This is a genomic window from Corallococcus sp. AB011P (assembly GCF_003611605.1).
GTDB lineage: Bacteria > Myxococcota > Myxococcia > Myxococcales > Myxococcaceae > Corallococcus > Corallococcus coralloides.
The window spans coordinates 13840-28109 of sequence record NZ_RAVX01000009.1 but is presented as its reverse complement, the minus strand read 5'-3'; the positions used below and the strand labels follow the sequence as shown (position 1 = coordinate 28109).

General features: G+C 68.1%; 13 protein-coding genes. 7 read left to right on the top strand and 6 right to left on the bottom strand.

Annotated elements, in window-relative coordinates; all coding sequences use genetic code 11:
• Positions 1–23: 23 nt before the first annotated feature.
• Genes bshA through bshC form a run of 3 tightly spaced genes read right to left on the bottom strand, consistent with a single transcriptional unit; the run spans position 24 to position 3612 of the window.
• On the bottom strand, positions 24–1187 hold the full coding sequence (gene bshA, locus D7X30_RS22705) for an N-acetyl-alpha-D-glucosaminyl L-malate synthase BshA (RefSeq protein ID WP_120565036.1): 1164 nt from the start codon (positions 1185–1187) through the stop codon (positions 24–26).
• On the bottom strand, positions 1184–1990 hold the full coding sequence (bshB1, locus tag D7X30_RS22700; RefSeq protein ID WP_120565035.1) for a bacillithiol biosynthesis deacetylase BshB1: 807 nt from the start codon (positions 1988–1990) through the stop codon (positions 1184–1186). The genes bshA and bshB1 overlap by 4 nt, the downstream gene beginning before the upstream one ends.
• Positions 1987–3612: a bacillithiol biosynthesis cysteine-adding enzyme BshC gene (bshC, locus tag D7X30_RS22695; RefSeq protein WP_120565034.1), complete on the bottom strand. Its 1626-nt coding sequence runs from the start codon at positions 3610–3612 to the stop codon at positions 1987–1989. The genes bshB1 and bshC overlap by 4 nt, the downstream gene beginning before the upstream one ends.
• Positions 3613–3744: 132 nt before the next feature.
• Here bshC and D7X30_RS22690 point away from each other — a divergent pair, with 132 nt between their 5' ends.
• The 5 genes from D7X30_RS22690 (at position 3745) to D7X30_RS22670 (ending at position 9185) form a co-directional block, all read left to right on the top strand.
• Positions 3745–6228: a PIG-L family deacetylase gene (locus D7X30_RS22690; protein ID WP_120565033.1), complete on the top strand. Its 2484-nt coding sequence runs from the start codon at positions 3745–3747 to the stop codon at positions 6226–6228.
• Positions 6225–6404: a hypothetical protein gene (locus D7X30_RS22685; protein ID WP_120565032.1), complete on the top strand. Its 180-nt coding sequence runs from the start codon at positions 6225–6227 to the stop codon at positions 6402–6404. Before D7X30_RS22690 ends, D7X30_RS22685 begins: the two co-directional genes overlap by 4 nt.
• Positions 6401–8113, top strand: coding sequence for a sodium:solute symporter (locus tag D7X30_RS22680; RefSeq protein WP_120565031.1), 1713 nt, complete (start codon positions 6401–6403; stop codon positions 8111–8113). The genes D7X30_RS22685 and D7X30_RS22680 overlap by 4 nt, the downstream gene beginning before the upstream one ends.
• Before the next feature lie 93 nt (positions 8114–8206).
• The gene (locus tag D7X30_RS22675) at positions 8207–8413 is read left to right on the top strand and encodes a hypothetical protein (protein WP_147443275.1); all 207 of its coding nucleotides are present in this window, start codon (positions 8207–8209) and stop codon (positions 8411–8413) included.
• A 211-nt stretch (positions 8414–8624) separates the two neighbouring features.
• The gene (locus D7X30_RS22670) at positions 8625–9185 is read left to right on the top strand and encodes a DUF1993 domain-containing protein (protein WP_120565029.1); all 561 of its coding nucleotides are present in this window, start codon (positions 8625–8627) and stop codon (positions 9183–9185) included.
• 30 nt (positions 9186–9215) lie between these two features.
• Here the strand turns inward: D7X30_RS22670 and D7X30_RS22665 are convergent, their stop codons facing one another.
• Positions 9216–9551: a helix-turn-helix domain-containing protein gene (locus tag D7X30_RS22665; RefSeq protein ID WP_120565028.1), complete on the bottom strand. Its 336-nt coding sequence runs from the start codon at positions 9549–9551 to the stop codon at positions 9216–9218.
• A 169-nt stretch (positions 9552–9720) separates the two neighbouring features.
• On the opposite strand from D7X30_RS22665, the gene D7X30_RS22660 reads away from it, so the two are divergent.
• Positions 9721–10500, top strand: a complete 780-nt coding sequence (locus D7X30_RS22660) for an SDR family oxidoreductase (protein ID WP_120565027.1) — start codon at positions 9721–9723, stop codon at positions 10498–10500.
• A 165-nt stretch (positions 10501–10665) separates the two neighbouring features.
• Positions 10666–11493, top strand: a complete 828-nt coding sequence (locus tag D7X30_RS22655; RefSeq protein ID WP_147443274.1) for a hypothetical protein — start codon at positions 10666–10668, stop codon at positions 11491–11493.
• Positions 11494–11526: 33 nt separating this feature from the next.
• Here the strand turns inward: D7X30_RS22655 and D7X30_RS22650 are convergent, their stop codons facing one another.
• Together D7X30_RS22650 and D7X30_RS22640 are read right to left on the bottom strand one after the other, a co-directional pair.
• Positions 11527–12636 (bottom strand): hypothetical protein, encoded by a 1110-nt coding sequence (locus D7X30_RS22650; protein WP_233591718.1) that lies wholly within the window; start codon positions 12634–12636, stop codon positions 11527–11529.
• 633 nt (positions 12637–13269) lie between these two features.
• Entirely contained in the window at positions 13270–14172 is a 903-nt protein-coding gene (locus D7X30_RS22640; protein ID WP_120565023.1) for a LysR family transcriptional regulator, read from the bottom strand.
• Between the last annotated feature and the right edge of the window lie 98 nt (positions 14173–14270).

Here is a 14270-nt window from a genome sequence, read left to right as displayed (position 1 = left end):
CCCGCTTTCGCTCCCGGGGCTCCTCAGCGACGGAGGGGCCCCGTCAGGAGCCGGCGGTAGAGCGCCTCGTAGCGGTCGATGGCGGGTTCCATCTGGAAGTGCTCCAGGACCCGCGCCCGCGCGCGGCGTGAAAAGCCCTGCCAGCGCTTCGTGTCCTCGACCAGCGTGAGCACGTGCCGGACCATGGCGGGGACATCCCCCAGCGGCGCCAGGAGGCCCGTCTCTCCGTGCGTGACGAGCTCTGGGATTCCGCCCAGGTCACTGGCCACCACGGGAATGCCGCAGCTCAGCGCCTCCAGCGCGGCCAGCCCGAAGCTCTCCTGCTCGCTGGGGAGCAGGAAGACGTCGGAGGCGGCGACCAGCTCCTCGAAGCGGTCCTGCTTGCCGAGGAACGCGACGCGGCCCTCCAGGCCCATCTCCCGCAGCATCCGCTCCGCGGGCGAGCGCTCCGGACCGTCTCCCACCATCACCAACCGGCAGGGACGGCGGCGGTGGACCTCGGTGAAGATGGCGACCACGTCGGCGATGCGCTTCACCGGCCGGAAGTTGGAGACGTGGATGAGCACCGGCTCGGGGTCGTGCAGGTCCGGGAAGAGCGCGCGCAGGCAGGCGCGGTCTCGCACCGGGGCGTAGCGCGCGGTGTCCGCGAAGTTGGCGATGACGTCGATGGGGACGCTCTCGGGGATGTCGAAGCCCTGCCACGTCGCGCGGCGCAGGTAGGCCGACGGCACCGTCACCGCGTCGCTGCGCATGATGGAGAAGCGCGTAATCGGCAGGTAGCTGGGGTCGATTCCCACCAGCGTGGTGTCCGTCCCGTGCAGCGTGGTGACGACGCGCGGCGCCCTGGGGCCCAGCACCTCGCGCGCCATCCACGCGGCGGTGGCGTGCGGCACCGCGTAGTGGACGTGCAGGATGTCCAGGCGCTCGTAGCTGGCGACTTCAATCATCTTGGAGGCCAGCGCGATGGGATAGGTGCTGGACTGCTGGAGCGCCGGGTAGTCGCTCTCCGTCACCTCGTGGAAGACGACCTTCCGGTTCGTGCCATGGAGCCGGACCGGCAGGTCCCGGGCGATGAAGTGGACGCGGTGGCCCCGGTCCGCCATCGCGAGGCCAATCTCCGTGGCGACCATGCCGCTGCCACCGAAGGTCGGAAAGCAGGTGATGGCCACGTTGAGCGGGGCGTTCATTTGCGTGCCGGGAAGAACAGGGGCCGGGCGAAGCTATTCCTGCGGAAGTGGTCGAGCGGGTCGGCCAGTCCCAGCGCCTCGCGGAGGATGTAGGGCTCGCCGTGGGTGACGCCAATCTGCGCGCCATGGAAGCGGTCCCGGGCTTCCAGCGAGGACAGTGACAGCGGTGAGCCCACCAGCGTGGGCGGGGCGTCCGGGCGGGGCATCACCTGGCTGGCGTAGCAGTGCACCGCCGCCAGCTTTCGCTCGTAGACGGCGGAGACGTCGATGATGACGCCAGGCTCGGCCAGGTGCCGCAGCGGGTAGTAGAGGACCTGCCGAGGCGTGAAGGGCTCCGCGGCGGGTTGCGCGTCGAACTTGCGCACGCCCGCGAAGAAGAGGGCGCGCGTCACCAGCGCGCTGGCCGCCTCGTGGTCCGGGTGTCGCTCCTGCTCCCAGGGCACGACGACCAGCTCCGGACGCAGGCGGCGCAGCGCCTCCACCACGCGGACCACGGCGGCGGTGCGGGCGCGCTCGGGCTCGGGCGTGTCGAAGCCCGCCCACGGATTGAGCCAGCCGTCGGGCAGCTCCAGGTTCTCCCGGTGGGCCAGCCCCAGCGCGCGGGTGGCGGCTTCTGTCTCCTCCGCGCGGGACTGCGGCGTGCCGCGCGAGCTCTTCTCGCCGCGCGTCAGGTCGACGATGCCGGTGCGGTAGCCGCGGGCGGCCATGCTCGCCATCAGCCCGCCGCAGAACAGCTCCACGTCATCCGGGTGGGGGCCAAAGGCGAGGACGTCGATGTTGTAGGCGGTGCCGGTCGCGCTCATGGCGTCAGGTCCTTCGAGTCTCCGGAGAAGGGGACACACGCGTCCAGCACCTGCTTCGTGAAGGCACGCATCCCGATGCGGCAGGCGAAGTAGGGCAGCCCCAGGACACGCTCCTGGGGCGCGTCCTCCGGGAAGAGGAGCGTGCGCAGGCGGTCCACCTGTTCGGCCGCCGTGGCATCGCGCCGGGCGAGCGCGCGGCGGTAGCGGCCCGTCAGGCGGGACACCGCGACCCGCACCGTGCCCTGGGTGCGGCGCAGCGCGTCCTGGAGGCTCGCGTCCACCGCCGACACCTGTCCGGCGACGCGCTCCAACTCGGAGGAGAAGGCGCCGAAGAGGCGGGCCTCCAGGGACTCGGGCGTCTCCAGCGACTCCGGGGCATTGCGCGTGGCCAGCCGCGTGAGCAGCGTGTCGCGTGGCGCGTTCACCTCATCCGGCTGGAGCCCCACCTTGCCCAGCCACCGGCGCGCGCGGTCATCGAGCACGCGGAAGCGGGCCCGGGGAATGGCGAGCGGCATCGGCTGGCCCGCGTGGGCGTAGAGCGGCGCCAGCTGCGCGAAGTAGGCCAGCTCGCCCGGGCCGCCGACATATGCCGCGGTGGGGAGCCAGGTGTCCTGGAGGAGGGGGCGCAGCAGCGCGGACGTGGTGAAGCGCAGCGGTTCACGCTCCAGGGCGGCGTGCAGCGCGTCCTGGGGGATGGCGCTGCCTTCCGGGTGGCCCACCAGACTCCAGGCGCCTGCTTCCGCCGGGTCCAGCCGGTAGCGCGGGCCATCGAGCGCATCCGGTGAGAAGAAGCTGAGCGGCGCGCCGGGGCGGACATGGACCTGCACCGCGTAGCCCGCGCGGGTGAGCGCCTCCGCACGGGCCGCGAGCGCCGCGGAGAGTGTCCCCGCTTCCTGGAGGGCGAAGCGATGCACGGGCGCGGCCAGTGGCGCCAGACGTGCGTCTCTCGGGTCGAGGAAGACCAGGCCCTCGTCGGCGAAGAGGGACGACAGCACGTCGGTGAAGGCTTGCGCGAGCGTGGCCTCGGGACGGTAGGCCTGCTCCAGCAGGGAGAGGAACTCCGCCGCGTGGGGTTCTGCTCCCAGCTCGGCGCGGAGGGTGGCCAGGGCGGGGAGGACGCTCGGGCCCAGGTGGCGGTGGGCGATGGGCGCTCGAGACGTTGCCGCATCCGGAAGCTCGAGCGCCAGGCGACAGGGCCCTCCGCCCGGACGTGGGATGACACAGTGGTCAATCTCCGGCAGGTCGTGGTCCTCCGTCTGGAGCCAGAAGATGGGAACACAGGGCCGGCCGGTTTCTTCCCGGAGCGCGCGCGCCGTGACGATGGCGGACGCGGCTTTGTAGAGCGTGTACAGCGGGCCCAGGAAGAGGCCCATCTGCTGGCCCGTCACCACCACCACGGTGCCGGGCCGCGCGAGCTGCGCGAGGTTTTGCTCCCGAGCGGGACTCGGCGCGAGGCGCGCGTTCTGCGCGGCGAGGACGTCCAGCAGCGCGGGCGACACCGTGCGCGACGCGGCGGCGGCCACGGCCCGGGCGCGCGCTTCACGGTGCCGATAGTCATCCGAAAGGAAGGAGAGCGCGGACGCATCTCCGCGAAGCCACGCGGTCGAGAACGAGGACGTCACGGCTTGCGGTGATAACAGGTCGTGGCGGGCCCGCCACCGGAAGTGCGTGCTCGCACGTCGCGTCCGGACGTGACGGCGGGCGTCATCCCGGAATGAATGCGGACCGCGCGGGTTGGTATAGGGTCCGTCCGGATGCGGAACCTGCTCCTCGGAATGATGCTGGCCATGAGCCTTGGATTCGGGTCGACGGCGGTGGCGCGGCCTGCTCGGCAGCTCCACGCGGGTGAAATCGCGGCGGGCCTGAAGCGGCTCGGAGTGACGGGCAGTGTGCTCTATGTCGCGGCCCACCCGGACGACGAGAACACGCGCCTGCTCGCGTGGCTGGTGGGAGAACGCGGCCTGCGCACGGGTTACCTGTCCGTGACGCGCGGGGATGGTGGGCAGAACCTCATCGGCACGGAGCAGGGCGCCCTGCTCGGACTCATCCGCACGCACGAGCTGCTCGCCGCGCGGAGCGTGGATGGCGCGGAGCAGTTGTTCACGCGGGCGCGGGACTTCGGTTATTCGAAGAGCGCGGAAGAGGCGCTGCGCATCTGGGGACATGAAGCGGTGCTGGCGGATGTGGTGCTCGCCATCCGGCGCTTCCAGCCGGACGTCATCATCACCCGCTTCACCACGGAGCCGCCGAACCACGGCCACCACACGGCCTCCGCGCTGCTGGCGGCGGAGGCCTTCATCGCCGCCGCCGACCCGAAGCGCTTTCCCGAGCAGTTGTCCGAGGTGAAGCCGTGGAAGGCGGACCGCCTGCTGCAGAACGCCTCCTCGTGGTCGTTCAAGCCCGGTGAGGACCTGTCCCGCTACGTGAAGCTGGAGGTGGGCGGCTACGACGCGTTGCTCGGGCGTTCGTGGGGCGAGGTGGCCGCGGAGAGCCGCAGCCAGCACAAGAGCCAGGGCTTCGGCCAGGCCGCGGACCGGGGTCCCAGCGCCGAGTACTTCACGCCGCTGGCGGGGACGCTTCCGAAGCGCGACGTGTTCGAGGGGCTCGACTTCTCCTGGAAGCGTTGGACGGGCTCGGAGGCCGTGTCCCGCGCGGTGGCCGCCGCGACGAAGTCTTTCGATGCGCGTGCCCCCCACCGCTCCCTGCCCGCGCTCGTCCGCGTCCACGAGGCGCTGACCGCGCTGCCGGACACCCACCCCTGGAAGGCGCCCAAGCTGCGTGAGGTGGAGGCGCTCATCGCCAACTGCGCGGGGCTGTTCCTGGAGGTGCGTGCCGCCGCGCCCACCGGCATCCCGGGGCTGCCCGTGGCGCTGGACGTGGTGGCGCTGAACCGCTCGCCCGCCGCCGTCGAGTGGGTGGGGCTGACGCTGCCCGGCGAGAAACCCGAGGCCGTGGGGAAGGCGCTGGGCGCGAACGTGCCCCTGAAGCTGTCGCGCACGGTGACGCTGCCGGCGACGGCGCCCATCTCCACGCCCTACTGGCTCCGGGAGCCGGTCACCGGAGGGCTCTACACGCTCAAGGGCGAGGACCGCGCGCTAACCGGCCAGCCGGAGGGCGTTCCCGCGCTGTCGGTGGCGTTCGAGTACCAGGTCGCGGGCCGGCGCTTCCGCGCGGTGCGCCCGGTGGTCCACGCCTGGACGGATCCGGTGCGCGGCGAGCTCTACCGTGACTTCGAGGTCGTCCCGCCCGTTACCGCCACGCTGGCGCAGGACGTGCTGATGTTCCCCAACGGCGAATCCCGTGCCGTGCCGGTGGTGCTGGCCGCGGGGATGGACCCGGTGCCGGGCACGGTGCGGATGGTGGCGCCTCCCGGCTGGCGTGTGGAGCCCGCGTCGATCGAGTTCAAGCTCGCGGCACACGGAGACGAGCGCACCGTCACCTTCCAGGTGACGCCGCCCCCGGGCTCGACGCAGGAGGGAGTCCTCTCCGTGGAGGTCGACGTGGGGGACCGCGCCTGGTCGTGGAGTGCCCTCTCCGTGTCCCATCCCCACATCCCGCCGTTGACGGTGCGCCAGCCCTCCACGGCCAAGGTGGTGCCGTTCTCGTTGGCCATGAAGGGCAAGCGCATTGGCTACATCCCCGGCCCGGGCGACCGCGTCGCGGAGAGCCTGAGCGCGGTGGGCTACGAGGTGACGCTGCTTCCCGAGGAGCGGCTGGACCGGGAGAAGCTGGAGCGCTTCGACGCCATCCTCGTGGGCGTGCGCGCCTTCAACGCCAACACGCACCTGGCCGTCCACCGGGAGCGGCTGCTCCAGTACGTGGAAGGCGGCGGGCGGCTGGTGGTGCAGTACAACACCAACAGCCGCGTGGGGCCGCTGACGTCCTTCGTCGGGCCCTATCCGCTGGAGATTGGCCGCGACCGGGTGACGGATGAGACGGCGGTGATGACGCCGCTGCGCGCCAATGAACCGCTGCTGCGCGCGCCCAATGCGCTGACGGCCGCGGACTTCGAGGGCTGGGTGCAGGAGCGTGGCCTCTACTTCGCGTCGTCGTGGGACGCTCGCTATCAGCCCGTCTTCGCCATGCACGACGCCGGCGAGGCGCCGCTCCAGGGCGCGCTGCTGGTCGCTCGTCATGGCAAGGGCACCTTCATCTACACGGGCCTCGCCTTCTTCCGTCAGCTCCCCGCCGGGGTTCCCGGCGCCTACCGCCTGTTGGCCAACATCCTTTCTCAATGAACACCGCTCCCCAACTGACCCCTCGTGAGCCCGCCGAAGCCGCCCCCGCGCGCCGGCCGGAGCTCGATGACGCGCCGCCGCTGCTGGGCTCCTGGCGCAACATCTACATCCTGGTGCTGGGCGCCTTCGTGCTGTTCGTCGCCGTGTTCTGGGGGCTCACCGAGGCGTACGCGTGACGGGGCTCGACTGGCTGGTCCTGGGCGGGACGATTGCGTTCATCGTGGTGTGGGGCCTCTGGAAGTCCCGAGGAAAGGCCACCAGCGACGAGTACATGCGTGGAGGCCGTGAGCTGCGGTGGCCCACCATTGGCCTGGCCGTCATGGCCACGCAGGCAAGCGCCGTCACCTTCCTCTCCGTCCCCGGGCAGGCCTACGAGGACGGGATGCGCTTCGTGCAGTTCTACTTCGGCCTGCCGATCGCGATGGTCATCATCAGCGCTGTCTTCGTGCCCATCTACTACCGGCTGAACGTCATCACCGCGTACGAGTACCTGGAGTCGCGATTCGACCTGAAGACGCGGCTCTTGGGCGCCTTTCTCTTCCTCATCCAGCGCGGGCTGGCCGCGGGCATCACCATCTACGCGCCGGCCATCATCCTCTCCACCATCCTCGGTTGGCCGCTGGAGCCCACGGTCATCGTCATGGGCGCGCTCGTCATCCTCTACACGGTGACGGGAGGCTCCAGGGCGGTGAGCCAGACGCAGAAGCAGCAGATGGTGGTGATGATGGGCGGCATGGTGGTGGCCGCCGCGGTCATCCTCTGGCGCCTGCCGGAGCACATATCGTTCGGCAAGGCGGTGGACGTCGCCGGCGCGTTCGGCCGGATGAACGTGGTGAGCTTCGACTTCGACATGCAGGACCGCTACAACTTCTGGTCCGGCATCACGGGAGGTCTGTTCCTGTCACTGTCGTACTTCGGCACGGACCAGTCCCAGGTGGGCCGCTACCTGACGGGCCGCTCCATCTCCGAGAGCCGGCTGGGGCTGCTCTTCAACGGCGTGCTGAAGATCCCGATGCAGTTCTTCATCCTCTTCGTCGGGATTCTCGTCTTCGTCTTCTACCAGTTCAGCACGCCGCCGCTGCTCTTCAACGACGCGCTGCGCACCCGCGTGCAGGGCACGGCGCAGGCGGCCGAATACGCCGAGCTTGAAGCGAAGTGGGAGCAGGTCCAGTCCGGCAAGCGCGCGGAGGTGGAGCGCTACCTGTCGGCCGTCGAGTCGGGCGACGTGGCGGCCGGCGAGGCGTCACGGGCGCTGCTCCAGGGCGCGCAGCAGCAGGCGAGCGAGGTCCGCAAGGAGGCCAAGGCCATGGTGGCGCGCGCGCTTCCGGGCGCGGAGACGAAGGACTCGGACTACATCTTCATCGCCTTCGTGAAGCGCTGGTTGCCCAGCGGGCTGTTCGGGTTGCTCATCGCCGTCATCCTGTCCGCGGCCATGAGCTCCATCTCCAGCGAGCTGGCGGCGTTGGGGACCACCACGACGGTGGACTTCTACCGGCGGGTGTTCCGGCCCGGCGCCTCGGACCGGCATGTCCTGGTGGCGTCCAAGCTGTTCACCGTGTTCTGGGGGCTGGTCGCGGTGGCCTTCGCGACCTTCGCTTCGCTGCTGGACAACCTCATCCAGGCCATCAACATCCTGGGCTCCATCTTCTACGGCACGGTGCTGGGCCTCTTCCTGGTGGCCTTCTTCGTGAAACGCGTGCGCGGCCATGCCGTGTTCGCGGCGGCCGTCATTTCCCAGGCGACGGTGATTGTCCTCTTCTTCCTCTCCGACGTGGGCTACCTCTGGTTCAACGTCATCGGCTGTGCGCTGGTGGTGGTGCTGAGCCTGGTGATGCAGGGCGTCCTGCCGCGCGGCGAGACGCCGGCCCCGGTGACGGGGGCCTGAGGCCGCAGGGCTGACTCTCCGATAGCCGTCATGAAGCGGATGAGGGTGTTGGCGATTGCAGTTGCTGTCCTCCTTGCCGGAGGGACAGCAGCCGTGGTGGTGCTTCGAGGCCGCACCGTGGAGGGGCAATCCATCGCATCAGAGCCAGACGACGACTTTGCCGCCGACCTGAAGCGGCGCCCGAAGTGCTGGGTGAAGGTGCAGTCCTCGGAGCCGGGGCAGTGCCCTGACGACATAGGTCGCATCCACAAGGGTGAGTGCTACATGGCCAACTGGGCTGAGTGCGCGAAGTACCTCTGAAGGGCCGGCCCATGTTCTGGAGCCGGCGCACGTGCCATGGTCAACCTTGCCCCCCAAGGTATTGTCGTTGCGGATATAGCGGACGCTGTGGGGGCAGGGCCCGGAGCACGGAGCCAAGGTGATAGAGTTACGAGAGGTCTTCGGGCTCCACCTCAATACGCGCCGGTAGGGACCGGTTGGCGCTGGCGCATGACGCGGTGAAGGACGTGCCATGTCTTTGAATGCCTACGAGCTATCTGCTGGTCTGTTCGTCCGCGGGCTGACCAACTTGAAAACGCAGTTGATGAAGGCCGAAGACCATGCCGCTGCCAGTGGCAGCGGTGAAGCGGCGTTGCTGGATGCGCAACTCGCTGCGGATGGGCGCATGCGCGGCGTTGCGAGTGACGCGCCAGCTGACCTGCACATGTACACGCTTGCCGCTCAAGTCCACTGGGCCGCGGAGGGAGCCAGGTTGGCGATCGCGCAGTTGCTGGGTGCGCCACGGGTGCCAGCCGCGAATGATGCAAAGAGCTTCGCGGATCTACACCAGCGGCTCGATGCGACGATTGCGTATCTCCGAGATATCGCGCCAGGCGACCTCGAAGCCGGCCTCGAGCGAGAGATCGTGATCGAGCACCGCCGTGGCTCGATGCGCTCCAGTGGCCGCCAGTTTCTGATCGCATTCGCGATCCCCCACTTCTTCTATCACGTGACCACCGCCTACGGCATCTTGCGCAACCAAGGCGTGCGACTCACCATGGGCGACTTTCTGGGCAACTGGGGGGCGAGTTGAGCTGAACGACGGCATTTCGAGCAGTGACGCCTATGTCTTTGAGGGCTCCTCTTCACGTTCCGGCATGGGCCGTCGCTCTGCCCAGGCCAGCAACTCGTCAAGGGCCGGGCATAGGGACTGGCCCCAGTCGGTCAGGTGGTACTCGACCTTCGGTGGGACCTGGGCGTGCACGGTGCGCGCGACGATGCCGTCCTGCTCCAGCTGCCGGAGCTGCTGGCTGAGCATCTTCTGCGAGACGGCGGGAATGGCGCGCTCGAGGTCGGAGAAACGCAGCGTATTCCCGCCGAAGAGATGGAAGAGGATGACCAGCTTCCAGCGGCCTTCGAGCATCTGGATGGCGCCCTCGATGCCGCTGGCCGCAGTCATGGGCGTGTGATGGTCATGCTTACCCAAAAGTATGTACCCCACTTTTTCGTGCGTTCTTGTGGAAGAGATACCGCGCCATTACTGAGATGGCCATGACAACGAACCACGCTGCTTCCTTGAAACTGCCCGCGCCCATCGCGAGCTTCTTCACGCGCCTGGAGATCGGCTCATGAGCTTCGATCTCGGATTGAAGGGCCGACGGGCGCTCGTCACGGGCGGGACCAAAGGCGTCGGGGCGGCTGTCGTCGCGGCGCTGGTCGAGGCTGGCGTACGCGTCGTCGCCACGGCGCGCACGGTGCCGAGCGACACGAAGGACGTCCACTATGTCGCGGCCGACGTGACGACGGCGGAGGGCAGCGCTGAGGTCGCCCGGCAGGCCATGGCGCGCCTCGGTGGCATCGACATCCTCGTGAATGTGCTGGGAGGCTCCACCGCCCCGGGCGGCGGCTTCGCGGCACTCACGGATGACGAATGGCAGAAAGAGCTGAACCTGAACCTCATGCCCGCCGTGCGGCTCGACCGCGCGCTGTTGCCGGCGATGCTCGCGCAGGGCTCCGGCGTCATCGTCCACGTCACCTCGATTCAGCATGAGCTGCCTTTGCCCGAATCCACGACGGCGTACGCGGCGGCGAAGGCGGCGCTCTCCACGTACAGCAAGGCGCTGTCGAAAGAGGTGACTCCCAAAGGCGTGCGCGTGGTGCGCGTCTCGCCAGGGTGGGTCGAGACAGAGGCCGCCGTGCACCTCGCCGAGCGCCTGGCGAAGCAGACGGGCACTGACTACGAGGGCGGCAAGCAGATCATCATGCAGTCGCTGGGTGGCATTCCCATCGGGCGTCCGGTGAAACCTCGCGAGGTGGCCGACCTCATCGCCTTCGTCGCATCTCCGCGCGCGGGCTCGGTGACGGGGACGGAGTTCGTCATCGATGGCGGGACGGTCCCCACGGCCTGAAGGCGGGGGGCTGCCATCCACTCCGTGTCAGTCCGGTCTTCTGCTATGAAGCACGCGCGGTCGATAGGAGGGGGTGGTCTCTTGAGACGGGTTGCGAGCTTTGCGTGGGTGTTTCTCGTTGCTGCTGGGTGCATGCATACGCCTCAGGGGTACCAGGCGAACGGGGTGACCCTGACAACGAGGGAAGAGGCCGCGGCCTCCGGCTTCAAGCCGTGGAAGCTGTCGGTTGCCTTCGGTGCCAGGCAGGATGGTACCCAGTTGCTGCTCGACTTCATGAAACGCGCGGAAGCCGCAGGGGGGCGCTACGTCAGCGACGTGCACATCGTGCTGGCGAGTGACCAGGATGGGGAGCCGGTGGAGTGCCGGACGGAGATCGTGCCGGAGTCTTCAGTTGAGACTGGCCGGATGCTTCAAAGTACGCCGGGGCGTACCGAGATGCGGCATCACATGGTTCCTGTCACAAAGACTGTTTTTGAAAGCCAGTTCCAATGTCAGTCCGTCACGGAGCCACGCACCGTCTCGGAGACCTACTACGAAAGTCACTATGACCCGTCCTCGAAGACGACCCGCTCCGTGCCGCGCACGCGAATGGTGACGCGCTTCGAGCACCGTCAGAAATGCGGTCACGTGCCCATGATGCGTACCGTGACGCGCTTTGAGTATCAGTTCCGCAGCGAGTACATCCCGCCTCGCTTGGAGTTGGTGTCGCGGCAGTACACCCGGTGGAGCCTGAAGGAGACGCTGCCGACGTGCGCGCCACATTCGCCGCGGACGGGGGACTCGCCCTCCATGCCCCACCGGGTCGAAGGTGAGGTGTACGGTTGCTCGCTCGATCAGGCGCTTGATGAGCCCAATCACGAGGGTGGGGGTTCGGAAAGTCGAAGCTTGAAGCTCCGCAGACAGTATCGCCAGAGTGCCATGGCGAAGGGCCTGATGCCCGCGAGCTGCCAGGAGTTGGCGCTCCAGGTGCCGCCGGACAGCGAAGCGCCCTGAGTCCAGGTTTCGCAGGTTCCGCGGTGGGACCCGTCAGCTCCCGGACGCGGCGCGGGTCGCGTCCCGGGGCGCCATTCTCGGCAGGGAGTCCCACCACCGCTTGAGGTTCTTCTGGAGCGCGGACCGGGTGCCTTCGGAGACCAGGGACTGGACCTCGAAGAGGATCTCGTAGGCATCCAGGTGCTGGTACGCGACCTGGGCGAAGAACTGCTCTTCGGTCGTGATGGGCATGGGGCCATGGAGGGTGCCCTGCGCCTGGATGTTGGGGAGCTGCGTGTAGGGGCCGGGCAGGGCGCCGCCAAGGTTCGAGGCCAGGACCGCGCCGTTGACCGCCTTCGTGATGTCCGAGGGCACCTGGTCACCTTCCCACTTCGCGGGATAGAGGGTGGGAATCCGCTTGAGCATGTCGACGACCCATGCGTGTGGCACGGCGTCGAGTCTGTTCCAGATGTTCTGGTTCCAGGCGTTGGGGGGCTGGAACGCGTCCGTGCCGACCGGCGGGAACACCTTCTGGAAGAACTCGGAGAGGCCCTTGTTGCCAGGCGTGGGGCCGGCCACGGGGAGCACGTGGACATGGTTCCAGTCCCTGGTGTGGAGGGGCCCACCCGAGGGATTGAACAGGGCCAGGGCGAGCGTCGGCGCCAGCGCGCCGCCCAGGCTGTGGCCACCGAAGATGAGCGTCTGGGTCTTGGTCCCGCTGAGCGAGCGCAGGAAGTCCAGCAGGCTCTTCTGGGTCGTCAGCGTGTCGGTCATGCCCAGCAGGTTGTTGACCCCCAACGCGGTCCCCGTCGAGACAACGGGCCAGGGGTTGATGCCCAGGGGCACGCCGTAGGACGGCAGGCCTGGGAACGCATCCGTCCAGAGCTTCGTGGTGTTGACGCCGTTGTCCTCCTGGTCCTTGTCGTAGTCGGAATGCATGTTGGTCCCCGCGATGGCGACGACATAGGTGGACTGGTCAGGGCTCGCCGCGACGTACATCACATTGTCCGCGTAGCTCGTCGCGCTCTCCTGGGTCTCGAAGACCGCCGGCCCCCACACCAGCGACCATTGTCCCCCCATGGCTTTCTGGACGTCCGGCAGGGCCAGGAAGGAGCTCAACTGGGTTTGCAGGGCCTTGGCCAGCGTCCGGGTATCGCCTTGCATGTCACCCACCCGGTTGGATTCCCGGGTGAGGAGAAAGGCTTTCTGACAGAGATTGAGGACAGGGGTGAGGGTGGACATGGGGTTCCTCCGGTTCGGCGTGGAAACGACTCGGTGGGAAATGCAGGGGATGTGCCAGCACTTCAAATGGCGGGAATGACTCCCAGGGCCTTCGACAGGAGGCGGCTTTGCCCGGGGAATGACGTGTCAGCCATCCGCTTTGACGTGTCGGTTCCTTCCGGGATGTCCCATTCGCCCTGGCCGAGAGCGCCTCGGCTAGTATCCAAGGCCTTCATGGCAATCGACTTCATGAGCATGCCCATCAGTTGCTACATCGTCGGCGATTTCATCACGCCGGCGATGCGCTCCGCGTGGGAGAGCGGTGTCCCGTACTCCATCATCGGACCGGAAGGTGCCAGGCATCTCCCTGAAGGTCAGCCATTCGGCGGCCCGGCGGCGCCTGCTCGCCGCGCCAGCGTCATCTCCATGTTGGTGGTCGTTCCTCGGGATTCGCAAGAGCTGAGGCCGCGGCCGAAAGCCTCCGCGCTGCTCTCATGGACTCACGGGAGAGCAAGGTGCCAATGATCGTGGATTGGTAATGGCCTGAGCAGCGGGCTCGGCCAACCTGTCCGACAGTTACCGCCCCAACAGCAGTCCCTTCGCGGTTTCCACGAAGAGGCGCAGGGGCGCCGACTGCTGGTTGCGACTTGGATAGTAGAGAAAGTACCCCGGCACACCAGGGGCATACTCTTCGAGCACGACCTCGAGTTCTCCCCGACGCAATTCATCGCGAATCCAGGCTTCCGGCGAGTACGCGAGGCCGAGCCCTCGCTTCGCAAGCGTCGAGCACAGGAGTCCGTCGTTGGTTGCAATGCCGCCGCGCACCGGAACGCGCCAGGACTTGCGACCCCGCTCCAGTTCCCACGCGTACAGCGCGCCAGTTGTCGGCGACCGGAACGTGATGCACTCATGCTTGAGCAGGTCCTCGGGGCGCCGCGGACGGCCGTGCCTGGCCAGGTAGCCGGGTGAGCCGACCACGACGAAGCGGAACGGCTCTGTGAGTCGCACTTGCACCATGTCACGCTCAATGCTCTCGCTGAGGCGAACGCCGGCGTCGTAGCCGCCTGCGACGATGTCCACGAAGCGCTCGTCGAGAACGAGCTCGATCTCGACACGAGGGTATCTCTCGCGGAACGTTGGCAGCACGGGTTCAAGGATGAGCGACACCGCCGCATGCGGCACTGAGAGCCGGAGTCGCCCGACGACCTCACCGGGCTTCGCGGAGACCTCCGCGAGCGCGGCGGCGGTCTGGGCAAAAACGGGGCCGACACGTTCGACGAGGCGGCGCCCAGCGTCCGTAAGAGAGACGCTCCGCGTCGTGCGCTGAACGAGTACCACCCGCAGGCGCTCCTCGAGCTGCTGCACGGACTGGCTAACAGCCGAGCGCGAGATGCTGAGCTCGCGAGCGGCGCCGATGAAGCTGTTGGCGCGGGCGACCGCCAGGAATGCCTGGAGCTGCGTGAACGGGATGTCGTCCATGCCCTTGCTTCGGCGCGTGCGGCCTTGATTGTCAAGTTCAGGTTACCAAGGCATCCATTTCTGGGCCCTTTTGCATCAAGGGCGTTGGGCACATGTTG